The organism is Paenibacillus lupini (assembly GCF_011761355.1).
GTDB classification, from domain to species: Bacteria; Bacillota; Bacilli; order Paenibacillales; family Paenibacillaceae; genus Pristimantibacillus; species Pristimantibacillus lupini.
This window is the reverse complement of record NZ_JAASRW010000001.1, coordinates 947393-971741: the sequence shown is the minus strand read 5'-3', so window position 1 is coordinate 971741 and position 24349 is coordinate 947393. Positions and strand designations below refer to the sequence as shown.

At 43.3% G+C, this 24349-nt stretch carries 24 protein-coding genes, 1 pseudogene and 1 riboswitch; of the genes and pseudogenes, 4 read left to right on the top strand and 21 right to left on the bottom strand.

What is annotated here, in order from left to right:
- Positions 1 to 194: 194 nt before the first annotated feature.
- The 8 genes from FHS17_RS04830 to FHS17_RS04785 form a co-directional block, all read right to left on the bottom strand.
- A complete protein-coding gene (locus tag FHS17_RS04830; RefSeq protein ID WP_167275511.1) occupies positions 195 to 1244 on the bottom strand; it encodes a leucine-rich repeat domain-containing protein in 1050 nt (349 codons plus the stop codon).
- 85 nt (positions 1245 to 1329) lie between these two features.
- On the bottom strand, positions 1330 to 2052 hold the full coding sequence (locus tag FHS17_RS04825; RefSeq protein WP_167275506.1) for a hypothetical protein: 723 nt from the start codon (positions 2050 to 2052) through the stop codon (positions 1330 to 1332).
- 14 nt (positions 2053 to 2066) lie between these two features.
- Positions 2067 to 2771: an IMP cyclohydrolase gene (locus FHS17_RS04820; protein ID WP_167275501.1), complete on the bottom strand. Its 705-nt coding sequence runs from the start codon at positions 2769 to 2771 to the stop codon at positions 2067 to 2069.
- Positions 2772 to 2821: 50 nt separating this feature from the next.
- A riboswitch (ZMP/ZTP riboswitch) is annotated at positions 2822 to 2898 on the bottom strand.
- A 42-nt stretch (positions 2899 to 2940) separates the two neighbouring features.
- Complete coding sequence (locus FHS17_RS04815) at positions 2941 to 4431, bottom strand: amidase family protein (RefSeq protein ID WP_167275496.1); 1491 nt, start codon at positions 4429 to 4431, stop codon at positions 2941 to 2943.
- Positions 4432 to 4607: 176 nt separating this feature from the next.
- On the bottom strand, positions 4608 to 8726 hold the full coding sequence (locus tag FHS17_RS31015) for a fibronectin type III domain-containing protein (RefSeq protein WP_341805766.1): 4119 nt from the start codon (positions 8724 to 8726) through the stop codon (positions 4608 to 4610).
- 299 nt (positions 8727 to 9025) lie between these two features.
- The gene (locus FHS17_RS04795) at positions 9026 to 9607 is read right to left on the bottom strand and encodes a hypothetical protein (protein ID WP_167275492.1); all 582 of its coding nucleotides are present in this window, start codon (positions 9605 to 9607) and stop codon (positions 9026 to 9028) included.
- 1 nt (position 9608) lies between these two features.
- A complete protein-coding gene (locus FHS17_RS04790; RefSeq protein ID WP_167275487.1) occupies positions 9609 to 10100 on the bottom strand; it encodes a hypothetical protein in 492 nt (163 codons plus the stop codon).
- 163 nt (positions 10101 to 10263) lie between these two features.
- Positions 10264 to 10740, bottom strand: a complete 477-nt coding sequence (locus tag FHS17_RS04785; RefSeq protein ID WP_167275482.1) for a hypothetical protein — start codon at positions 10738 to 10740, stop codon at positions 10264 to 10266.
- A gap of 218 nt (positions 10741 to 10958) precedes the next feature.
- On the opposite strand from FHS17_RS04785, the gene FHS17_RS04780 reads away from it, so the two are divergent.
- Positions 10959 to 11213, top strand: coding sequence for a hypothetical protein (locus tag FHS17_RS04780; protein ID WP_167275478.1), 255 nt, complete (start codon positions 10959 to 10961; stop codon positions 11211 to 11213).
- A gap of 116 nt (positions 11214 to 11329) precedes the next feature.
- Here FHS17_RS04780 and FHS17_RS04775 read toward each other — a convergent pair whose 3' ends face one another.
- The 4 genes from FHS17_RS04775 to FHS17_RS04760 all read right to left on the bottom strand — a co-directional run bounded on the left by FHS17_RS04775 (position 11330) and on the right by FHS17_RS04760 (position 14818).
- Positions 11330 to 12301, bottom strand: a complete 972-nt coding sequence (locus tag FHS17_RS04775) for an aldo/keto reductase (protein WP_167275474.1) — start codon at positions 12299 to 12301, stop codon at positions 11330 to 11332.
- Positions 12302 to 12739, bottom strand: a complete 438-nt coding sequence (locus FHS17_RS04770) for a MerR family transcriptional regulator (RefSeq protein WP_167275469.1) — start codon at positions 12737 to 12739, stop codon at positions 12302 to 12304.
- A gap of 155 nt (positions 12740 to 12894) precedes the next feature.
- Complete coding sequence (locus tag FHS17_RS04765; RefSeq protein ID WP_167275466.1) at positions 12895 to 13689, bottom strand: SDR family NAD(P)-dependent oxidoreductase; 795 nt, start codon at positions 13687 to 13689, stop codon at positions 12895 to 12897.
- A gap of 100 nt (positions 13690 to 13789) precedes the next feature.
- Positions 13790 to 14818 carry an AraC family transcriptional regulator gene (locus FHS17_RS04760; RefSeq protein ID WP_167275461.1) on the bottom strand — a complete coding sequence of 343 codons (1029 nt, stop codon included), beginning with the start codon at positions 14816 to 14818 and terminating at the stop codon, positions 13790 to 13792.
- Positions 14819 to 15089: 271 nt separating this feature from the next.
- On the opposite strand from FHS17_RS04760, the gene FHS17_RS04755 reads away from it, so the two are divergent.
- Positions 15090 to 15728 carry a cysteine hydrolase family protein gene (locus FHS17_RS04755; protein WP_167275456.1) on the top strand — a complete coding sequence of 213 codons (639 nt, stop codon included), beginning with the start codon at positions 15090 to 15092 and terminating at the stop codon, positions 15726 to 15728.
- Here the strand turns inward: FHS17_RS04755 and FHS17_RS04750 are convergent.
- From FHS17_RS04750 to FHS17_RS04735, 4 genes are all read right to left on the bottom strand, one after another.
- Positions 15725 to 16642, bottom strand: a complete 918-nt coding sequence (locus FHS17_RS04750; RefSeq protein WP_167275451.1) for a tyrosine-type recombinase/integrase — start codon at positions 16640 to 16642, stop codon at positions 15725 to 15727. The genes FHS17_RS04755 and FHS17_RS04750 overlap by 4 nt on opposite strands.
- A gap of 167 nt (positions 16643 to 16809) precedes the next feature.
- The gene (locus FHS17_RS04745; RefSeq protein WP_167275447.1) at positions 16810 to 17415 is read right to left on the bottom strand and encodes a hypothetical protein; all 606 of its coding nucleotides are present in this window, start codon (positions 17413 to 17415) and stop codon (positions 16810 to 16812) included.
- A 222-nt stretch (positions 17416 to 17637) separates the two neighbouring features.
- Positions 17638 to 18102, bottom strand: coding sequence for a hypothetical protein (locus tag FHS17_RS30400; protein WP_243865170.1), 465 nt, complete (start codon positions 18100 to 18102; stop codon positions 17638 to 17640).
- A gap of 36 nt (positions 18103 to 18138) precedes the next feature.
- A complete protein-coding gene (locus FHS17_RS04735) occupies positions 18139 to 19161 on the bottom strand; it encodes a glycoside hydrolase family protein (protein WP_167275442.1) in 1023 nt (340 codons plus the stop codon).
- 381 nt (positions 19162 to 19542) lie between these two features.
- Here FHS17_RS04735 and FHS17_RS04730 point away from each other — a divergent pair, with 381 nt between their 5' ends.
- Entirely contained in the window at positions 19543 to 19983 is a 441-nt protein-coding gene (locus tag FHS17_RS04730) for a GNAT family N-acetyltransferase (protein ID WP_167275438.1), read from the top strand.
- Positions 19984 to 20038: 55 nt separating this feature from the next.
- Here the strand turns inward: FHS17_RS04730 and FHS17_RS04725 are convergent, their stop codons facing one another.
- Positions 20039 to 20752, bottom strand: a complete 714-nt coding sequence (locus tag FHS17_RS04725) for an RNA polymerase sigma factor (protein ID WP_167275433.1) — start codon at positions 20750 to 20752, stop codon at positions 20039 to 20041.
- 168 nt (positions 20753 to 20920) lie between these two features.
- Between FHS17_RS04725 and clpP the strand changes: the two are divergent.
- Positions 20921 to 21508: pseudogene (gene clpP, locus FHS17_RS04720) on the top strand (ATP-dependent Clp endopeptidase proteolytic subunit ClpP); the annotation flags it as partial.
- A 61-nt stretch (positions 21509 to 21569) separates the two neighbouring features.
- Here the strand turns inward: clpP and FHS17_RS04715 are convergent.
- The 4 genes from FHS17_RS04715 to FHS17_RS04700 all read right to left on the bottom strand — a co-directional run bounded on the left by FHS17_RS04715 (position 21570) and on the right by FHS17_RS04700 (position 24057).
- Positions 21570 to 21746 (bottom strand): hypothetical protein, encoded by a 177-nt coding sequence (locus tag FHS17_RS04715; RefSeq protein WP_167275426.1) that lies wholly within the window; start codon positions 21744 to 21746, stop codon positions 21570 to 21572.
- A gap of 63 nt (positions 21747 to 21809) precedes the next feature.
- The gene (locus FHS17_RS04710; RefSeq protein WP_208420211.1) at positions 21810 to 22163 is read right to left on the bottom strand and encodes a YrdB family protein; all 354 of its coding nucleotides are present in this window, start codon (positions 22161 to 22163) and stop codon (positions 21810 to 21812) included.
- A 27-nt stretch (positions 22164 to 22190) separates the two neighbouring features.
- Positions 22191 to 22379 (bottom strand): DUF4177 domain-containing protein, encoded by a 189-nt coding sequence (locus FHS17_RS04705; RefSeq protein WP_167275421.1) that lies wholly within the window; start codon positions 22377 to 22379, stop codon positions 22191 to 22193.
- 139 nt (positions 22380 to 22518) lie between these two features.
- Positions 22519 to 24057: an MDR family MFS transporter gene (locus FHS17_RS04700; protein WP_208420210.1), complete on the bottom strand. Its 1539-nt coding sequence runs from the start codon at positions 24055 to 24057 to the stop codon at positions 22519 to 22521.
- Between the last annotated feature and the right edge of the window lie 292 nt (positions 24058 to 24349).

The following is a 24349-nucleotide window of genomic DNA, read 5'->3' as shown; positions in this document are numbered from 1 at the left end:
TCTTATCCTCCAAACAAACAAAATACCTTTTTTACTGTAATGTAGTTGTTTAAATCTAACACGGAACCCTTATGCAAAATACAAATAATTTTTTCCAGATCTCTAATTTATCCGATCTTCATACTCTTCCTGGCAGCTGCCAGCGGTCATTAATTTTTCTTTGTAGGAAGAGTCATATACTAGCGTAATTACCTTCATTCTGATTCTATCAGTTCTCCAAATAAATCCTGTGACACATTAATGTATCTCAGCTGCTTCATTCCCTTTAGGAAATCCGGCTTCTTCTTAATCAAGCACATTCCAATGTCCAAGACTTGCAGGTTCTCCAGCTTTGCTAGTTCAAGCGGCAGCTCATGGATCGACGTATATTGAATCGTAAGCTGTTCCAGCTGTTCCAGCTCACCAATCTCCGGTGGGATGTGATTTATGCCGATCTCTTCCTTAGGCTTCACCCGATAGCCGGGAGTTGGACGATTCGAGCTTGCACAATGGATGGAAAGCTGTCTCAGGTTCTTCAGCCTGGCTATAGAAGCGGGAATACTCTCCAAATCAGCAGTCAGGATTCTCAAATGCTCAAGCTTACTTAAGTCGAACAGCCCTTCTGGCAGACGATAAAGATCCTGTTCAAAAATCTCCAGTTCGCGAAGCTCTGTAAGCTCTCGAATTCTCTCAGGCAGCTCTGTTAGTCTATAACCACTGATATACAGCTTATCAGTCTGATGCTTAATGGCATCATCCAGCAGTCGATTCAGATCCTTGTGAGCCTCTATTTTCAAAAAGAGCCCTGTCATTCGATTCATCAAATCAATTGCTTCTTCCTCCGATACCTCCAAGCCATACATATCTTCATGTACAACCGAATAGAGGTAATCTCCCCCGCCATCTTTCAAGAAACACAAGTCTTCCGGCAGATTTGGATAAACCCAATCCGAGAAACGGTTTGCTAATTGCTTGAGCAGGTTCCCGCTTCCTTCGCAGCATCTATAGAAATAATAAGTTCCCGCAGTATAAAAGGCATGACTGTTATAGCTATTTCTTATTCGTATTACTTCGTCCATATTTCCATTTTCGATAACGATTGTTTTCATCAGATATGGCTCCAACGCTTCTAAAACCTTTATGCACCTGCACTCAGCCATATCAACAGGCATCTTTTCCCCAAGTACAAAACACTCCGAATTACGTATTGCCAAATCAATGAGCTGCTTATAAGCTTCGCCTCTAGGATCTGTATACATTCTCATTTTATTAGTCTCCTTTCCTACAATCCAATACTTTCCATAAATCCCTTTATGATCATTAGACGTAATGGATTAAAAAAAGTTCAACCTAATCTTCCTTTATTAGCTTCCATAATTTCTGTGAGTAGACTAACCAGAGCTTGTACTCCCTAACTTCATCTCTAAAATCATAAACCTTATCCATATCTGTGAAATGGCCGATCGTTGTTATAGGTATTTTCAACTCAGCTCTACTCTTTATTAGCCTTGATAAATCAATGAATAAACCATCATTTGTGTTTTCCAACAGTGCTGATGCAACAACCTGAGGGATATCGTTCATTTTTCTTCCCGTTAACTTACGAAGTTTCGCAGGTATAACATTGGCTAATAGATCCTCATAATCTTTTAAGTCTGACACATAAAGCTTGTTAAACCAGCCATCATCATGTGAATGATAGGCAAATCTAATTTTAGGTATCCGAGTAAGTGGTCTGGCAAGGTGACTGAAAAACAATAACTCCGCAATATCATTGCTGCTTAATGTATCTAAATCCGCTTCTTTCGAGAAGTCCACCCATACAAAATCTCCATAGCGATTAACATTATCTTCGATCAGTTCATTAATTTCTTCCTTTGTTACATAATCGAATCTGGAGTGCTGATTCCAGTTTTCGTTATGAAAATCATGCTTTAGTAAAATAAGATTCTCCGGTCTATTCGATACCCCATTCATAAATTCATAGAATTCTATCCCGTAAGAATAAAAACAATTCGCCTCACGCTGGCTTTTGCTTACATAGATTAAATCTCTAATTTCTTTTTTCTTCATCAGCCATCTCCTACTTATGTAAGCTTATTTCGAAACTCGAATTGAATATCGTGACTAGATACATCAATAAACTTCACCAACAACGAGATTTTATTTTCCTTATTAATACGTTCCCAGTAGTAGTCTGCTATCTCATTAATAGAATCGAATAATGGCACCTCGAATGGTTCCCCTTCGAATGGTTTCAACACACCATCCTGCTCGCCATTATAGGTGTGAATGCAGTGACCAATGCCTCTTTTGAAATTATTATATGAATAACTATGTCGTAAGCAAACGGATGGGTCGTTATCATGTGTTTTTAGTATCGACAAAGCGTACTGTTTAAGATCTGTGTTTATCACAACTGAAATTCTTGGGGTAAAATGAGGCGCATCCGGCTCAAACTCTCTGAGCACTAACGATTGTTCGAAGGTCCGATTATGCTGCAGCCCCTCATAGATCGTATCCGTTTGATCACCATTCGAGACAATATGCATGTTCTCCCAATGACGAACAGGGTAATAAATAATGAGTGATGGATCTTCCATTTGTGCGGGATCAAATGCTTGGTTCATGACGCTGCTTTCCTCTCGTTCAAAAACACGGTTACGACTGTTCGCGCTTCTGCCCATAATCCAATACACCTGTACATAATGTGTTCCAGAAGGAGTCATCCCCGTAATAAGCATCCTGCCGGGATATGGTTTATCAAATAATTCGGTTTGTGCTGTTTTCATTTCACTTGCTCCTCTCGGGTAAACATAAAGAGGTAAGGGGATAATCCCCTTACCTCTGCCCATTCGTACGGCCGTAGCTTATATGCTTCCTCATGGATCTCCAAGTTCGCCAGTCACATACAAGTTTTAAATTACTTCACATCATAAAAAGTACTTCCAGATAAATCAATCAATTAGTTATCGGATCAGCCGGTGCATAACGGTATTTACTCGCTTGCTCGTAAGCATAGGCTAATCGGAAAAGCACAGGCTCACTGTAGGCAGTTCCAACGAATGTGATACCTTGCGGTCCTTTTGTTGTGTAGCCACCTGCGGCTATGATGCCTGTTTCCGCGTATCCGCCCGGCACGGTAATGGCAGGGTATCCTGCGCGTGCAGACAAATCGAGCCCATCCTCATTGCCCAGAAACAACAGTGCATCCAGTTGATATTCCCGTATCGCATGGTCAATGCCTTGTTCCCTTGAAAACTCGTGGTTAAGTCGTAAACTCTCGAAGTACTCCGGTTCAGACAATGTACCACTTGTCCTATTCGAGAAAATCAGTGTGCCTTGACCATATTTCAACGCGATATCGCTATTTGCTTCGTTATAGGCGATGAGTTCATCTAAAGTCCTTACAGATGCGCCGGGTCCAGCGTTTTTTAAATAATCATTTAACCCTTTTTTGAACTCGAACTGCATAACATCCCAGTCCCACTTTGCACTTTCGCAAGGCAATGATACCGGGTCGATCACGACAGCACCTTGTTCCTTAAACAAAGCGATCGCCTGCTCTATTATCGCGGTCCTTGCTTCGTCCAGTCCTTGAAAATAGTGACGCGGAACGCCAATTCGCGCACCTTCCAAACCTTTTGCATCCAAGAAAGGGGTATAATCCTTATACGCTATTCGCCTGCTATCTTGCATGGCAGCATCTTCTGAATCAATCTCCGTCATGGCTCCGAGCAAAATTGCAGCGTCCCTTACCGATCTTGTCATTGGACCAGCGGAATCTTGACTTTGCGTAATAGGGATAATACCTGTTCGACTGACAAGCCCAATTGTCGGCTTAATACCAACAATGTTATTTTGTGAGGATGGGTTGATAATTGAACCAGAGGTCTCTGTTCCGATAGAGGCTGCGCACAAATTCGCGGCAACTGCTGCACCAGAGCCAGAACTCGAGCCACCTACGAACAACTCACCAGGACCGTAAGGATTCAGTGTAAGTCCGCCTCTAGAGCTATACCCTGCCCACATCTTATAGGACATATAATTGGCCCATTCCGTCATGTTTGCCTTCCCGAGGAAGACAGCTCCCGCAGCTCTTAGTTGTGCAGCTACACCTGAATCTTTCGGAGCGTAATGTTCCGCAAGAGCGACCGAACCTGCACTAGTATGCATACGGTCACCTGTATCAATATTGTCTTTAAGCAAGATCGGGATGCCGTGCAGTGGTCCACGGGTTCCCTGCTTCTCCCGCTCCGCGTCTAGCGCCCTTGCTACCTCTATTGCATCCGGGTTAACTTCTAGAACTGCTTTCAGCATCGGATTTAACTGCTCGATTCGGTCCAAATACCAGCGAACGCAAGATTCCGACGATAACACACCTGTTTCCATAGCTGCTTGCAAAGAAACGATGTCTACTTCTATTAAATTTACATCTATTGTATTGTCCATTAGACTTACTCTCCTCTTGTAATAACACTTTATTACCATCTTACCATTTATAGCCAGATCATAGAGAATAAAAAATAATTATAGTTATGCTATTTTGATCCTATATTAACGAAAACTATATGTTATGTGAAAAAGCGGCCCCACAACGGGACCGCTTCTTCCTTCTATCCACTTATTTAGTTGCTCGTCAATGAATAATCGTCGAAGAAGAACGTGCCGCGCATGTCTTTGAAATACGTATAGACGCGTACCTTAGCCGTATTGGCCGGTGCTGTATACGTACCATGTACATTCTCGAAGCCGGAAGTTGTTGTACCGCTGTAAGTTGAAACTGTATTGTCAGCTAATACATTGCCCGATGCATCAAGGAATTGTACTTTGAACTGCAGTGTGCTGCCCGTGTTGGACGTGATATTCACATACCCGTCAAAGGTATATGATGTGCCTGCCGTTGCATTCACATCCTGATACCAGCCGAACCAAGGACCCGTATCGCCGTTGATCCGAATAGACGCGGAGCCAGAACGATAAGTTGAAGTATTACGGGATACGTAATAATCCTGTTCGTATGTCCATGAAGCTGGGCGATTGCTGCCATTGTCCGTCTCGAAGCCGGCGTTTGTCAGCAGGTTACTGCCTCCCGAAGCAGCATCAGTAGTGACATTAAGTGCAGTACTTGCTGAAGAGACGTTTCCTGCAGCGTCCTTCGCTTTGACTGTAAAGCTGTAAGCTGTGTTTGCCGTTAGGCCTGTTACTTGGTAGGATGTTGCACCTGTTGTGGATCCTGCCAGTGTCGTACCTCTGTAGATATCATAGCCAGTAACTCCTACATTGTCTGTTGATGCTGTCCACGACAGATTAACCGTAGTTGTTGATTTAGATGGCGCAGTTAAGCCCGTTGGCGCTGTTGGTGCTGTTGTGTCCACCGCCGCATTCGTTGTTACGTTCAGCGCACTGCTCGCCGCTGATACATTACCTGCAGCATCCTTCGCTATGACAGTAAAGCTGTAAGCTGTGTTTGCCGTTAGGCCTGTTACTTGGTAGGATGTTGCACCTGTTGTGGATCCTGCCAGTGTCGTACCTCTGTAGATATCATAGCCAGTAACTCCTACATTGTCTGTTGATGCTGTCCACGACAGATTAACCGTAGTTGTTGATTTAGAAGGTGATGTTAAGCCCGTTGGCGCTGTTGGTGCTGTTGTGTCCGCCGCCGCATTCGTTGTTACGTTCAGCGCGCTGCTGGCTGCAGAGGTATTGCCTGCAGCATCCTTCGCTTTAACCGTAAAGCTATACGCTGTTGATGCTGCGAGGCCCGTTGCTTGGTAAGTTGTTGCTCCTGTCGTGGAACCAATAAGCGTCGAACCTTGATAGATATCATAGCCAGTTACACCTACATTATCTGTCGATGCTGTCCATGACAAGTTAACTGTTGTGGATGTTTTCGATGGTGAAGTTAATCCAGTAGGCGCCGTAGGTGCTGTCGTATCGACTGTGCCACCGCTTCCATCCGTCAACGAGAAGTCATCGAAGTACAGGGAGCCTTTGAGATCTTTCATGTAAATATATACGCGTGCTTTTGCCGTGTTTGCTGGCGCTGTACGCGATCCATTTACATTGGCAAAGCCGGTATTTGTACCTGTATGCGTATACAGCAGGTTATCCTGCAGGATGTTGTTCGAAGCATCCAGGAATCGAAGTCTGAACTCTATCGTCGTACCGTTATTGGCTGCTGCATTATAGTAGCCATCGAAAGTATAGGCTGTACCTGCTGTTGCTGCAGCATCCTGATAGAAGCCAAGCCATGGTCCTGTATCACCCGACATCTTCATCGAAGCCGTGCCACTGCGCTTAACTGAAGTGTCACGAGAGCAGAAATAATCATTTTCACAGGTCCAAGCATCCGGCTTGTTGTTACTATTACTTGTATCAAAGCTTGGGTTCTGCAGCTTGTTGACTGGAATCGGTGCAAGAGTCGTGACACTAATCGTGCCGCTTGCTGAGGATGTATTATTACGCGCATCCCTTGCTTTCACATAGTAGGAATAAGCAGTGAGCGGTGTCAGACCGCTATCTGTATACGTTGTTGAAGTACCGCTAACCGTACCCGCTAGATTACCATTCCGGTAAATATCATAGGCAGTTACACCTACATTATCTGTCGATGCTGTCCATGCGAGATTCACTGAAATGTCCAGTTTGGATGGTGAAGTTAATCCTGCAGGTGCCGATGGAGCTGTCGTATCCGGCGGATTGGTCGTCACATTAAGTGTGCTGCTTGCCGAGGATACGTTACCAGCATTGTCTTTGGCTTTTACCGTAAAGCTGTAAGCCGTGTTTGCTGTTAGACCAGTCGCTGTATATGTTGTCGCGCCTCCAGTGGAGCCGATCTTCGTTGAACCGCGATAAACATCATAATCCGTTACACGAACATTGTCCATAGAAGGCGACCAGGACAGATTCACTGTCGTATCTGTCTTCGAAGGCGAAGTCAGATTCGTTGGTGCTGTTGGTGCTGTCGTATCCGGTGCATTACATCCTTCACATTCGATCTTCACCGCGATATCACGGCTGAAGGATGGTACATTGTTCAATACTAGATTGCCGCCAGTCGCTTGAACGCTGCTTGTTGTACCATAAGTGCCTGTATACGTATTATAGTAAGAGACGTTGTAGTAATTGTTAGGCATAGGAATGGTAAAGCTCATACCGCTTACCGTTCTTGGATTCGTTACGGTGTGATTAGCCTGTGTATCATTAATCCAGAGGTACGCGCGGGAATTGTCCTTAAATCCACCGATCTTCGTGCTGTTCGACTGCAGACCGTAGTCCACGAACGGCATGTTGATCAAATGGTCTTCCTCTGGCTGGATGAAGTTCGCGAGCTGCGTATAGATGGCTTTGAAATTCGATGGCAGTGCGAAACCGCTTTCAAATATCCACCACAAACTGCCGCCTGCTGCTCCTGCACGGAATATTGGACCCCAAAGCGAGTTGTGCATGTATTCGTCTATCGTCGGATCCGTCGTTTGATCGGTATCCGCTTTGCCGACTTCCCCAATAAAAGCTGGTTTGCCCGGCGCAAGTGTATGCAAGTTATCAATCTGCTCTTCCCAAGCGTCTACAACTCCTGCGCTGGAATCGTAACGATGGACGTTTGTAGCGCTCAGTGTTGTTAGGGTTTCCCACGATTGCTGCCCCGAACCTGCATGGTCTTTCCAAGCAAAGCTTGTTGTTGTCGGGTGATGGTAGAAGTCTAAGGACTTCCAGTAGTTATCCATGGTCGCATGCCAGCTGGCACGGATTGCAGGCGTAGTATCAACGCGGTTGTCGGACTCATTCCAGTACTCCAGCATGCCAAGTGCTCGGCTATAGCCGAAGCGGGCGAACATATACCGGAGAAGTTTTTTCTGATATGAGATCGCTGTTGGATTGGTCCAGAAGTCGGCGTTGTTCTCCGAGTAGGTGGACGGCCCTCCGTTCGCTTGGTTATAGGCATTTACGTTCCATTGGTAATACATATCGCCAAAGCTGTTCATCGTCAGCATGATATACACATTATTCGCTGCGGCAGTGTCTAGCATTTGATCCATACGAGCCTGATTATCCAGCTGATACTTACCAATACCAGCATAGTTGATTGACAATCCGGCTTCATTAGCCGTGATTGGTCCCCACTCTGCTGCAAAGCTGCTCCACCAGCACGAATACCAGACACGGAGGAAGTTCATTTTGGCTGGCAGCAAATTTGGAATCTCTGTCGTGACTGCTGTCGAGTCCGATGTATTATTCCAAGCGAAGTTCGTTCCGAGCAGGGTGAGCTGGGAGCCATAGCTGTCTACGAAACGATCACCTTGTGCCGTCATGAAGCCGCGATTGTTGCCTGCTCCACCTGCTGTAAAGGTGTACATCGAGGATGTCCCAGTTCCACTTGCGTCAGTGACGCTCAGCACAACACTATGTACGCCTGCCTGGCGTGGGGAATAACGGACAGCCCATTTGGGCGAAGAGTCCGACTTATAGAAGCCCGGTACGGACTCCACTGCTCCCGAAGGCGTCGTGAACGTCGCGGTTACATTGACCTCATCCGGATTGAAAGGATTTGTATAAGTGGTGCTTAAGTTAAAGGATATTTCCAATTTGTCGTACAAAGCTGGTGTCGAGGTGTTCATAGAGACATTGCTGAATGCCGTTGCAGCCGCAACCGAACGGTTCGCAAGCGGCATACTACCAAGGGCCAGTATAAAGCTCATGAAGAGGATAAATAGCGGTTTGTTTATCATTCCCGTACTGCGCATGAATGTTCACTTCTCCTTCTCGATTGGGTGGCGTGAATGCATTGGTGGCTGGATTCTGGGATGCTGTCTAAGCTGCTTCGCTAGTGATTGAACAATTAACCTCCCTTCAACGGTTGTGGTTCCCATTCTCTTCGATCAGTGCGGTTATCACAACCTAATAAAGAAAAGATTATCACCCCATAAACAAGTGATACCATATTTTTCGACTCCTTTTATACCCTAAAAATAACAAAAATAGCGCATTCGAACGCCGATGGCGAACGAACACGCTCTAAAAAATACGAGATTATCTGATTTTATTAATAGAGCTGTTCTTCATAACGAACCTTGCCTGCTTGATCCATCCCTCGAAGTGATTTCATTGGATTGCCTGCGTAATCCCCTTTGAAAATAAATAAAAACATTCTATCACTCTTTATATCTTGAGTTATTGTCGTCAGATTGTCCGTATCTTTTTCCTTCATGGTTAGTTCAATTCGGGTAATTTGTTCATCGGTAACATATCCAAATATTTTATAGGTCATAAAATAGCTATCCTTCGAATTAATGCTTTCCCAGCTATAGGAGAGCGCTTTGCTACGATCAATCTTAATACCAGCAACCCCACCACTCGGGAACCATCCTCCCCGTTTCTTTTGGACCATGTCCGCTGAAAACCAATCTTTGTATGTCCCGAGGAAAATGACTTGATCCTTATCGAAAGGGACTGTTACCTTACGAACAACATTCGATGGGCCATAATGAAAGCCTTGCTCCGAGAGTTGATGTGCCTTTTCAGGGGTACGACTTCCAGTCGGAAAGATGTCAGCATGGATAAATAACCAAATTAGGAAAATAACAACTATCCATTCTATCATTGTAATGATTGTGTGTTTCTTCATGTTACTCCACTCCCTTCATAAGAGGGATCTCTAAGGTGAAATGCCGGTCATAATGATCGTATATTATCGTTGCTGACTCAACTGGTTGCTCAGGCATGTCGTACCAAATATAACCTCGTTCCCCCCAGCTGGTACCGTTGGAACCAGAGCTATGACTTTCTAACACTTGACCATCAGGAGTCTCGAGTTTGAGGGTCATTGAGGGAAAAGACCACGAAATCTTTTGATTGGTATGATACGTATAAGTCAGTAGGATATGCTCCGTTGTCACGTAGACTTCATCCACAGTGAATGTACTTTCGTCAATTTTCATCGTCTTGCCAATCTTCAATTTCGTGAACTCGCCGTCCGCACTAACTGCTTTTATCGGATCATTAATTCCTCTACTACTGTCCGACAGCCAATCCTGGATATAATACGGCAGCAGAATGAGGAGTAGGATGACGAGAAGTGTTCTTCTTACTATCATGAACAAGCGATTAATTCGAATCATATTTATGTGTAACCTCACTTTTGTTTTCCTTATTTTCCCTTACACCATATAATAAGACGTCATTTCAAAAGAAAGGTTGCGGGATAAATTAACTCTGCCACAAACAGAAAAAAGAGCCGCCTTATGGCCAGCTCCTCCTATCTCCTATTCGGCGAGGTTGACTTTATCCCGTAATATTGCTATAAATAAGGGTCGCAATCCATAAGGCAAGAGGTAGAATTAGACTTGTAAGAGTGATTTCTTTGGTGAGTGGTTTTTTTCGAATTAATGCAATGAGAGAATCGGAGATTAAGAAGATGACGGCTGCTAAAAGGCTGATATACATTAATATTAACCCGAATATACCATGCAATAAGGTCGTGATAATCAGTCGTAGCCATTGGCGATGAGTTACTGCACGTGCAATCCAATCACTAAGTAGAGAGGTCGCTGTTCCGTAGATGTAAATAGCTGGTGCAGCATACATCAAGTAAATATTAGTTATGCTTAATGCCTCGTGAATGTGGGCACCGATGGATTCAATATTCTTCACATTGAAGAGATCTGGTTCCAACCATGCGTAGATGATGGAGAATAAGAAGCTTGCTATTGAAGCACTGATGATTTTTCTCATAAAAAGCTGACTAAATGGAATTTGCATATGATGTTCTCCTCCCTATCACAGTATTGAATTACTTGCATCATACTGCGCGGAGAAACTGTTTGTAAGTTCTAACTTATGTAGTACCCTATTTCCTTATATTGAATGATTTCTACATAGTTGGGGCATCCTAGTAACTCTAATGCTGGATTTCTCAAGTTGCTGCACGATTCACCTGTTGCTACCGTTTGCCTTAATAAATTGATGGAGGTTTGTATATGATTGAAACACCTCAGTCCTCAACTGTAAGAGAGTTGAAAACGGACACTGAAATTCGTAGTGCAATGTCTGCAAAAGAACCTATTATGGTTTATCAGGATCGCATGAGATTGAGACCACCATTGCCTATCATTGCATACAACGATGATATCGTCCGTATTGCTGATGGTACAACCTTCCTGAGAAGTGCAACAACTTTTGTCACTCTAAGCGATGAAGAAAAAGTTGCTTACAAGTTGACACCACAAAAGTAGAATGAGACACCAAATAAAAAGCAGCAGTCCAGGGTTTATTTTCTCACCCTATGGCTGCTGCTTTTTTATTCATATATCATACTCTTATGTTTCATCTAATGTAATTGTAAAAGACTTTATCCATCAAGCAGCGTCATCTGTTCCTTCATATACCGTGTGCCGTGAATCACATTTTTAGGACTTACCTGTTCAATGCGTAACAAGTCCTCTTGAGTGAGTTCAACTTCTATGGCTGCCACATTTTCCTCCAAATAGTTTATACGTTTCGTTCCCGGAATTGGCAAGGCTTGATTGGCAATCGTCCATGCTAAGGCGAGTTGAGCTGGCGTACATGCCTTCTCGGTGGCAATTTCTTTAATTTTATCGACAATTTCGATATTCTTATGAAAGTTTCCCCCTTGGAATCTTGGCATATATCTTCGAAGATCATTCTGACCCAAATCTTCAAACTTCCTTAGTTCACCGGAAATAAATCCTCTACTCAACGGGCTGTAAGCCACATGGGTAATCCCTAACTCTTTAACTGTAGGGAGAATCTCGTCTTCAATATCCCGACTCCAAAGTGAATATTCGCTTTCCAAGGCTGATATGGGATGTATCGCATGTGCACGACGAATCGTGGAAGCTGATGCTTCTGATAGACCAAGAAAACGCACCTTGCCTGCTTTAACCAACTCAGCCATAGCCCCAACTGTTTCCTCGATCGGAATCGTTGGATCTACTCGATGCTGATAGTAAAGGTCAATATAATCGATCTGTAATCGACGCAAGCTCTCTTCTACAGCTTTTTTTACGTAATCGGGATGACCACTAATACTCTCGTAATTTGGTGTATATGAGAACTTAGTAGCTATAACAGCCTGATCTCTGCGTCCTTTAAGTGCTTTGCCAAGAAGCTCCTCATTATGCCCATTTCCATATACATCTGCAGTATCAATCAACGACACACCTATCTCTAGAGCACGATGAATGGTCTTGATTGATTGTTCATCATTGGTTTCTCCATACATGCCTGGAGACATTCCCATTATCCCAAGCCCCATGGATGATACGACTAAATCACTGTTTCCTAATGTTCTTGCTTTCATCTATATTCCCTCTCTATTGGTCGATTTCTGCTGTAAATATTCCAGCTGATTTAGCATTTTACTCTCTGAACTGATCCTTCCTTTTTCGATTCCCTCATAGATGGTCAGTTTGTTATTTACTGCTTCAACGGCTTCCGCAAGTTCTAACTGGCGTCTAAATAATTCTTCTTTGTACTGGTTCAGAATGGATTTTCTTTGCGGTATCGTTGAATCTCCATCTAATGCGAGATTGACCATTTGCTTCAATAATGACATCTTCATGCCAGTTGCTCGAAAACAGGTCATCAGCTTGATCCAGTCTAAATGATCTTGCTCAAACACTCGATTCCCATGCTGATCTCTCTTGATGTAAGGAAGTAATCCTTCTTTCTCGTAATAACGGATAGTATGTGCCGGACAACCTATCCGTTCTGAAGCTTCTTTTATAGAAAATGCCATGTTCTAGAACTTCTCCTTTTTAGAGTATCTGTGGCCACTTCCCTATCCTAAGCCTTAAAGTGTACTTTAAGGCAAGACAAAATTTCATAATAAAAAAAGACGCAGAAACCACTCATAATGAGCATATTCTTACGCCTACAATTACTTTATGAAGGTTAGAAAATCGTTGGCACCATTCCGCCGTCCATACGGATTGGAGAACCTTTAAACGCGGAAGCATCTGGACTGCAGACAAACGTAACCAATCTGCCGATCTCGCTTGGTCTGATAAACCGCTGGATTTCGGATTGAGGCAGGTTTGTAGTCATGAATTTTTTCTCTTTTTCCGCAAAGGTTAATTTTGCTTCAGGGTAAATGCTGTCAATGATTTGATGGACGTTTTCGGATAGTGTTGGTCCTGGCAGGATTGAATTGACCGTTACGTTCGTACCAATCGTTAATTTAGATAAGCTTTTGGACAAGGATAACAGCATCGATTTGGTCATTGCATAATGCGGCATCTGACCCGATGGCATGAGTGCTTCTTCGCTCGCAATGAAAAGTATACGTCCATAACCGCTGCTTAGCATTTCTGGAAGATAAAATTTACTTAATGCATTCGCAGCGAGTACATTTGTATTAAAGTATCTCTCCCACACTTCATCATCCACATCTTCATATTGCATAATCTCGTAAATGCCAGTATTGTTCACTAAAATATCTACATGAGGGAATTTTTTAAATAAGGCTTCCCTTTGGTTTTTATCTGCAATATCGGCTGTCGCTTTCTGCGGTGAAGTGGCGGGGAAAAGTGCTTTAATTTCCTCTACGGTTCGTTCTACCTCTTCCTCGTTTCGCCCATTAATGAGTACATGAACGCCTTCTCTAGCTAGCTCAATTGCGATAGCTTTGCCAATCCCTCTCGTGGAACCCGTCACAAGTGCCGTTTTATTCATTAAGTTCATATCCATATCCTCTGTCTCCTCTACTGCTAATTGTTAGTTCGGGATACAGACTATACTACCTTTTTATTGGCACTTGATAACTAGTCCCTAGCGACATTCTTCTTGCCTAACGCGCCAATGAATGAGCTGAACTCATATGTTTGACACGCCAAGCAGAAGGCGTACTTCCTTCCCATAAACGGAAGGCTCGATAGAAAGAATTCTGATCCTCATATCCGGTTAGAAAGGCTACTTCTTTAATTTCAAGCTTAGGATCAGCCAAATACTCTAATGCCCGTTCATGCTTGACCACCGTTAATAGCTGCTTAAAGCTCGTCCCTTCGTCCGTAAGCCGGCGCTGCAAGGTGCGTTCGCTCACCATCAAATTTCTGGCGACTGATTTCATATCAGGATGTCCACCTGCAAGGCTGCGGCTTAAGATCCATTTGACCGATTGTATAATGGATGGACTATTTTGCTGTTCCTCTAAAGTGCGTTCCAGTACCGGGGTTAGGATCTCAAGCAGTTCTTCATTATAGGATAGAAATGAATGATCCAAATCCGATCGATGCAGCGTCAACCGGTTACATTCCGCACCCACCAGAATCGGGCAGCCAAAGTAAGCTTCAAGCAACTTGGTATCTCCCATCGGATAAGTAAATTCAACATGCTTCGCATTTAATGGCTTACCTGTCCCCCGGCGACCGAGCTCTAAAAGTGTAGCCAACGTGATCCCGACAAGCAGCGCAGGACCGGATTGCTTGGCATACTGCCAGTTCAATTCAATCAGGCAGCGATCTCCTTCCTCGGTCATTAGTAAATGTTCAGGAGGACATAATCGTTTATATTGAACCATCCGATTTAATGCATCACGATAGTCGCGTGCATGATAAGTCGCCAGCATCGATGGCGGATAATGTGCTGTATCAAAGGCAGTTGACAGCTTGATGATTGCAAGAGTAATATCGCCTACAAGATCAGAGTATGCCTGCCAGATCGCGAAATATTGCTCGTTAGTTACTCCTTCTGCGTCTTCAATAATGTGGAGTGGCAGTTGCGCTTGACTCATAATTTCCTGAACAGAAAAGCCTAATTCACGTAGACCTGACCAGAACCCTTGCGGAATTTTAACAGAGTCAGAGGTATGTGATGTCATCTATATAAACCTCCTTTAAGCGCTAATTATACAATAAAAATACTTGTAATCCGAATGAGCCTACACATCATCATAAGGCTGGAAATTTAAATTAGTTTACATAACATATATTTTGTTAACTATCAATGAAGCAAGCTGGTGTCCCTATATAAAGGCTCACCAGCTTTTTATATTATAAAACTATTAAAATTCCATTATTTATTCTGAATTCTTGTAATAATTATTTCTCAATATGGAAAAATAAGTGTCAAAAACATGAGGGTGAAAAACCATGGAAAAGTTGAAACAGAATTTGGACCAGAAGAACACGGCTGTCATTGTTGTAGACGTTCAAAATGATTATTGCCATCCTGAAGGTGCAATCGCCAAAACCGGCATTGATGTTAGTGCTGTCAATAAAATGATGCCGAATTTGCAAGCCTTGTTAGAGTCAGCTCGGGAGCATGAAATTCCTGTTATCTTCCTACAGACCAATCATGAGAAGGCTACCGATTCTGAAGTTTGGCTATCTCGCTTTAAGGATGGCGTCAACCCTATTTGTCATACCGGAAGCTGGGGAGCAGAATTTTTCCAGGTTGCCCCACTCTCTACCGATATTGTTGTCAAGAAACATAGATATAGTGGTTTTATACATACAAGACTGGAGTCAGTTCTTCAGACCTTAAAGATTGAGACCCTTGTCATGACTGGTGTGAGCACTAATCTATGCGTAGAATCAACGGCTAGAGACGGTTTTATGATGGATTATCGTATTGTGTTCTTAAAGGATTCCTGTGCTGCATTTTCGCAGGAAGAGCATGATATGACGATTAAGACCATTGATACTTATTTCGGGATGACCGCTGATACAAAAGATGTGATTTCCTTCTGGCAGCACCAGGCAAAGCGTTCACCACAACTCCAAGACTAGATGTTTATAGGAAGTCGGATGGTTGCCATCGCTTCCTTCTTCTGCTCGTTATTAACGTGGGTATAGATCATTGTTGTCTCGATAGAAGCATGACCAAGCAGCTCCTTGACGACACGGATATCGACCCCGTTTTTGAGCAAAATCGTAGCAAACGTATGACGCAGCTTATGGCAGGAAAGCTTCTTGTTCGCGGCATTCGGATATTCACTCTTGAATGCTTCAAAGGTTTGGCTGGCGATTTTCTGAATTTGCCGGATCGATAACCTTCTGCCTTTCTGCGACACAAATAAAGCATCCTCTTGTTCCTTGTAAGGGGTAATACGATCTTGAGCTACTTCGGTAAGCACCGACGCAAGCTCTTCAGGCACAGGGATTTCATTCCATTTGCGCCCTTTACCAAACACCTCGATTGTCCCTCTAACCGAATTGAAATCACTCCGGTTCAACCGATGTACCTCGCCGACCCGCAGACCGCAATAACTCATCAGTAGGAAAATAGCGATATTGCGGGCTCGGTAACGCCCATCTATGAAAGCGAGACTTGCCGCCAGCTCGTCCTCTTCAAGATATACCGGCTTCTTGTTTTTCTCGGTCTTCGACTTCTTCACTTCCATAGCTGGATTACGTACGGCGAGCTCGAAATCAATCAGCGCTGTATAGAAAGATCGAATCGCCGATAATGTCCGATTCCTTGCCCGATCTCCTGCTCCGCGCTGTTTGGAAACAAGAAACGAAATAACATGCATTTTCGCGGCTTGCTCTACCTCCGCTCCCTCCAGCGATTCCAAATAGCCATATGCCTCTCTCATATATTCCTTCTGAGTTGTATCTGTATAGCCGGCTTGCTTCATCCAAATACGAAAGGCCTGAGTCATTTTTCCATAATGTTCCTCTAATTCATGCTGGCGCTTCAACTCAATCCCCACCTTATGTATAAAAAAATCGATTTCAAAGGAAAGTGCACAAAACTCTGATTTTGCGCACTTAATTATAGCATAAAAACAGATCCAACTCCTATTTCTGTTGGATCTGTTTATTAGTTAACATAATATTTATTTTGTAACCTTTTGTGATTTTCAGACTACCTAAGAATTGGATTTAGCAATTTAATGGTTTCTGAAATCGATAATCGTAGATAGGACAGCATATTTTCCAAGTTATATATCTCTAGTGGTTCCGTTGGCTGCTCAACTTGAAAATCATCATTTAACTGCTTCACAATAACTGGAAGATATTCTGTATATAAGCCTTCAATATGGATGTTCTCTACTGGATGTATCTCCCCTATTGGGTTTAACGGATGATAAGTTAACAGCATTTTGTTTAATCGTCTAAAATCACGATAGCCTTTTTCGATCGCACTTTGTTTTTCGGTTTCTGGAAGGCATTTTATTTGTTTCAAATAAATCATGTCATACCACAGGGAATCTGCAACAAGATGGCTTAAATAACCGATGTAAAAGGAATCATCAAAATGCTCCTTATACTTTTGGATAAACAGATTGTAATCGGTTCGCTTCCTTCCATCCTCGCTGACTTGTACAAAATGGGTAAGAGCTTTCGGTGCATAAATGGGATGTGTTAAATCAGGAGCAAGTCCTCCTAAATGAATTCTGATTTCTTTAGATTGATAGAAATGTTTGTTTATCTCCGTTGTGATACAGTAATGCATCATTCGTGAGCCCATCTAGCTTTTCTCCTTTAGAAAAGAAGCCCCTGACATTTGTTTTGTCAGAGGCTTCTTAGGTGTATTGCATTTCATTTGTGCTTCCCTTAATTATCGTAACGGAAACAAAAGATCTTTAACATCCTTTTTCCACTGATAGCGCACTCACATTTAAATGACTGTTAACTGTAGTTGCGTTGGTAATCCAGTTTAGTTAACATAATATTTATTATGTAACCTTATTTATATCCACCTCATAAAATCTTTATTGACAATCTTCACATTGTTCGTTTCTGCCCAAATTGCGAGATCCGCATTACCCTTATCTTCATTCTCTGCAAACCTGAAACACAAATTTAACGGGACAACTTTCTTTCCATAAGGCTTTATCCCAATAGTTGGTCTGAAATATCCCATAATCATGATGACCTTAATTTCTTCTGCATGAATTGTACGTCCTTTTACAAGTATTTTGTTATCAACAATAGATAGCTCCGTTGGTTTCCTGGTTGTTCTATACAAGATCAATACCGTTGGAATTAGATACAACAGCAATATAATTATTGGATATGAAAATCTCTCAATGCTTGCCTTTTCATGATATAAATCAACGAGACGATATAGCCAATACATAAGTACTACTGTCATACAAATTATCATTTTGATCCCCGAAGGATTTTTTACGGAATGTTTTGAAATATCAATCATGATTCCCTCCAATGTTTATCCAATCTCTATCTTCCCTTAAACCTCTAGAGGTACACTAGTCGCAAGAGTAATACAACGGAATTCGCTATTTCCTTCTAAATTGGATGCTGGATCATCTGATTTTGAAGGCCTGCAAGCGCAGTAGAAATGATAGAAACGGTCATTCCAGTACAGAACACTCGATTTGTGTGCATGTGTCTCATCCAGCTGCCCTTGTTGACCACTCTCAATCCATGGATCGTGTATAGTTGACCATTTGACGAGATCGCTAGATACGGAGAGCAAGCCTTGCGCGTGTTTACCGTCGAAACCAAATCCGAAGTTCACCCAGACGTTAGTACGGCTATCGAACCGAATATAAGGATCACTTACATACTGACTGTAAAAGCTGTTCTCCTCCGTAACGAGTACAGGTTCATCGGATAGCCTTTTCCAGTTCATCAAATCGTTCGATACCGCAACACCGGTCTCTTCCTTCCATGGCCAATCCGGCTTATCTTTAGCATTATAAAACATCCAGTATCGCCCATTCGATTCAAAGAAACAGCATTTGTATAACCCGACCTTCTCCCACTTTCCGCCATTCTCATATGAAAAGATTGGATCACTATGCCGATGCCATTCAAGAAGGTTCTCGTCCTCACACCAGGCGAGTCCCATCTTGGCACCGCCAGCTTCGTAACCGAATTCGGGATACGAGTGATAAATCATCCAGTATTTATTATCTACCTTCTTCAATCGAGGCAGTTCGTAAATATCATTATTTTCTAGCAGAATCCACGAACCCGCTGCGCCTACGTGATCCCAATGAGCAGGATTTTCTCCTCGATCCAGAATCACGCCTTCTTTTTTCCACTCAAGTAAATCCTCGCTCGTAGCTAATGCTGTTCGATAGCCTAAACCATCAAATCCGATATGCATCATATAAAATTTATCACGATGGTAGAAAACAAACGGGCAATCGACAGCCCAAGCGTCATATGCGCCGCTTACACCTGATCCCTGGAGAACCGGTACGGCTCGTTTATAATCCGCAGATGATGATAAAGTGTCTCCCATAACCTGTATCTCCCTCTCATCACAGTTTTCATCGCCACGGTTGTAATATTATACCATTTGTTTGTGGTTATGAGGAGATTCCTATTACCCATGAGCTGCGAAAAGGCAGCCGATATTAATTGATCGGCTGCCTCATTTTAAGAGTTGGTCATCGCATAGTCTACCTCTTTGAAGGAGTTGAAACAAGACTTCCGATTCTTCTTGAGAAAATCCGGATAAGGCCATTTTATTGGAGTGATCCCCTTCTGATCTCCTTCATTCTGCAATATGTCCTCTGCTTGTCTTTTGTTGCATTTACAACAATTAAAGTTTACTATATACTCAAATAGTTCCTGATTTCATTATATATTCCTACACTAAATCCAGAAAGGCTGAGAATAAATGAACACAACTAGAATCACAAAGACTGAGGATTTAAAGGCAGCCTTTGATATACGGGTAAAAGTTTTTGTAGAAGAACAAGGAGTACCGCTTGAAGAGGAACTAGATGAGTTTGATACACTAGATGGACGTTGTGAACATGTACTTGTACATTACAATGAGCAGCCAGTAGGAACTGGCCGACTTCGAATACATGAAGGTCTAGGTAAGTTGGAGCGTATTTGCATTTTAGAGCCTTACCGGAAATTTGGTCTAGGTAAAACAATCATCAAAGCTTTGGAGGATATCGCTTTAGAAACGGGCGTGTCCAATGTTAAATTACACGGACAAACCCAGGCTGAAGGTTTTTATTTGAAACTTGGCTATCAAACTTCATCGGAAGTTTTTATGGAGGACGGTATCCCACATATTCTAATGACGAAATCTCTTGAGAATATCTGAACATAGAAAAGGCAATCGGTTTACATACCGGTTGCCTTTTTCGTTCCTTCTATAATTAAGCCGCGAGACTCATGAGCGGTGACGAGCTGCTGCGACGAGTGGCCGTACCGGAAGCACGCAGTCTTCTACTTTGCAGCACAGCAATTGCAGGTGCCGCTTCCATCTCTCCATGCTGCACAAGTGCAAGCATGGCTTCAGTATCGCCAACTTCGTAAGCAATAGCGAGCGAGCGTAAGACATCACGCAGCCCTTCGTCATTCGAGGCCTTCAAAGTGGCACCATCAATGGCTTTCCTCACAGCCGGAAGTGCTGTGCGAGCCCGGTGCAGGGCAGCTTTAACTGCGCCTACCGTTAAACCGAGCCTCATAGCTGTCTCTGCTGATGAATAGCCGCAAACGTCCCTAAGCAGAAAAACGGTGCGTTGAAGCGGTGAAAGATAAGTCATAATCGCCTGCATAACTATTTCCGTTCCGATTCGGCTGTTCTCCGGCATAGCCTGAGACTCCATGGATTCTTGTACAGCCTTCACCATACGGGCGTTAGAGGATTGTTTTCTCATTCGATCGATCCACGAATTACGCGCGATTCTCATTAAGTATGCCTCTGGATTTATATGCTCCAAGGGTTGCAGGGAATCTAATGCCTTCAGCCATGTTTCCTGTGCCAAGTCCTCTGCTTCCCAGCGGGATTTCGTTAATGATAGACAATAACGGTCAAGCACTCCTTGCAGCCGTTTAATCTCCACGTTTTCATTAATCGCTTCCACCATTTTAAGCACCTCCGGTACTTACCATTATACTCACCCTTATTACCGTAAACGAATCAAACCTAGAAAAAGATACGCGGTATTCAAAAATATTTTTACCGTATCTTTTCCGATCCTCCGCTCGTTTACAAATCGTAAGTCACATCACAATAAAGCAAAGAAAAGAGGGATTCCATGAGCAGTTTCATTCCATATGTCGTTGAACAATCAAATCGCGGGGAACGTTCTTACGACATTTACTCCCGGTTGCTGAAGGATCGAATCATTTTCCTCGGTTCAGCCATTGATGATCAGGTCGCGAATAGCATCACCGCACAATTACTGTTCCTTGCAGCCGAAGATCCTGACAAAGAAATCAGCATCTATATCAATTCGCCTGGAGGTTCGACCACAGCTGGGTTCGCGATCTATGACACGATGCAGTATATTAAGCCAGAAGTTCATACGATCTGTGTTGGTATGGCTGCTTCGTTCGCGGCTATCCTACTGATGTCCGGAGCTAAAGGTAAACGATTCGCTTTGCCAAGCAGCGAAATCATGATTCACCAGCCACATGGTGGCGCGCAGGGACAAGCGAGTGACATTGCAATCAGCGCCAAGCGTATTCTGGATACTCGGTCACGGCTGAACCAAATTGCTGCTGATCGAACCGGACAGCCACTCGACAAAATCGAGAAGGATATGGATCGCGACTACTTCCTCTCTGCCCAGGAAGCACTCGAGTACGGCATCATCGATCAAGTCGTACAGAATGCCTGAATTCATTGAAAATGTAAGGAAGCTGCCGGCATTTAACCGGCAGCTTCCTTGATAATACTGTCTACAACATTCTGTTTCTCTTCTCATCCAGATAAATATCCAGCGCCGCAATTCCTCGAATCATCAGTTTAATAAATAGATAAAGGGCGTATATCCCAAGTAAAATAAACAATCCATATACGACGATCATGATTATAGAAAAAGCCGAGAAAACCGAAACAGGTGTACTCACATCCATAAATAATAACCTCCTATGTATTAAAACTTTGTGATATAACCTATGCTTTTTTTGACCAGCTCCCTAATTTACATTGTTCACTTCATGTAAATTTAATAAGAAGACCGATGCAATGACAATAAGAGATAACAGTAAAAAGATAATCGCAAGCGTAAATTGTCCAACTACCCATAATGCAGCAGATGCCACAATAAATACGAACAACTTTAGGGCTGTTCTTACTGGATAGGAGAAGATTGGAACCGACGCTTTTGGTGAGAGGAACATCCCCCATAGAATAATGGTAACCAACGGTGCTCCTACAGCTAGGATAATTTTAACCGCAAGTGCAGCATTAATCTGATAACCCCAAAAGCCAAATACAGTAATCGCAGCTAGTTCCAGTAGGAAAAATACCGTAAGCAGTATCGCTTTCAACTTGATCCTCCTCTACTCCATACTCCACTATTCCACCTTAATTGGTCTTTCGAAAACAATTTCAAACGAGCCCGGTTTCCCGTGTCCATCATAATTTAGTGGTACTACTTGTACGAATCGCCAGCCTTCAGCGGCATACTGTTGAATAGTTTCCTGATGCTCTGGTCTAGACCAAACACCACCTAATGAGGTTTCAACAAAAATGTATTCATACATATGTCATCCCGCCTCCTCCAATTAATATGTACCATTTTACTTTGATTTGGGAAAATAAGCCATTCCTTTTCATTCACCATGCTTTTACGCAAAAAAATGCAGCCGTTCAAACGGCTGCATTTCTCAAAACTTTTAGCTATTAGTGTCCGCTGAAGCCTTGCTCTTCCATCTCAGTAGTTGGGTCAAGCTTGCTTCGGCCCATGAAGAACGAAACAAACAGAGCAAGAACCGCAGGAATAACGGCCCATGCGAAAGTGCCAACTATTGAATCGGACAACGAATGAATAATCTTATCTAATACATCAGCCGGGATTTGCTCCCTTGCCTCTGGAGTGAGTATCTCACGTGGGTCTTTGAATTCCATACCGCCTTCAGGCGCAGTTTGACCGCTTGCGATAAAGGCATCGGTTAATTTACTGGAGAAGAGATTACTTTGTACAATGCCATAGATCGTAATACCAATCGTCATACCTAGCGACCGAATGAAGTTAAGTGTCGAACTTGCGGTACCACGCTGCCTTGCGGGCAGACCATGGATAGCTGTGTTTCCAAGTACGGAGAAGGATGCTCCGATACCAAGTCCGATCAGGATCATATAAATTGTGACAACTAATCTGGATGATTCAGCCGTAAGAGTTGTAGTCAGTATTGATCCAATGACAAGGATGATAAACGTCGCAACCATGATGTTCCGGTAAGGAATCTTTGTCATCAAGAACCCGCCTGAAGTAGCCGTAACTACCGTACCTAACATCATCGGCAGCAGCACGAGGCCGGAATTGGTCGCCGAGCCACCTAGCACACCTTGAATGAAGATTGGAATGAATACGGAAGCAACAATAAACGCCGCACCACTGAACAATGCACTTAGAATACTGGTGGAGTATAGCCGATTCTTAAATAAAGCATAAGAGATGATTGGCTCCTTGACCTTTGTTTCCACGAACAGGAATGTGATAAGCAAGACAACAAAGCCCGCGAACATCCCAAGAATTTGTACCGAATCCCATGCATAAGTCTTACCGCCAAGCTCAAGAGCAAACATGAGACAGACGATTGCTCCGATTAAGGTCACCGCGCCATACCAATCGATTGGCTGCTTGGAGTGTTCCATTGATTCCTTATAGAAGAAACCAATCATACAAAGAGCTATGACGCCAAGCGGGAGATTAATGTAGAATACCCATTCCCAAGCGAAATTGTCTGTAATATAGGCTCCGAGCAACGGACCAAAAATAGAGGACATGCCGAAGACTGCCCCGAACATACCGCCCATCTTGCCTCTGCTCTCCAGTGGGACAGCATCAAACATAATGGTGAACGCTACTGGCATCATGGCGCCTGCCCCGATCCCTTGAACAGCACGGAACATAGCTAGTTCCGTTATCGATCCAGCCGTTCCGCACAGTACTGAACCAGCCATGAACATGATGATACCAAAGAGGAAGAACCTCTTACGACCATACATATCGGACAACTTGCCAAAAATCGGCATGCCTGCCATTTCCGCTACCATGTAGGCGGATGTGACCCACACAAATTTGTCCATGCCGCCAAGTTCTGCGACAATATTGCCCATTGCTGTAGCGACAATGGTGTTGTCCATCGAGGCCATCAGAATGCTTAGCAACAGACCTGCGATGACTAGTCCAACGTTGCTTTTCTTATTTGCGATCAATTTGCACGCAACCTTTCTTCATTAACATAAGTATTAGTAAGTTACCCTTTGAAGCTGACAGTAAACACTGCATACGTCTCGAAACAATGTTACGAAACACCATTTCCCTACTCTCAGTGCTTCTAATAACAACCTCGATCCTGCAGATTGAGAGTTTAGCCAAATCAGGTTTCCGAGCATCTCACCCGAAAAAAACCGCCACAAAGCCCGAAGAACAAGTTAACGTTCACCTTCGAGATTCGTAACGATCTAAACTTTCAATAACTGTAAGCTTCGTATGTCATCGTAACAT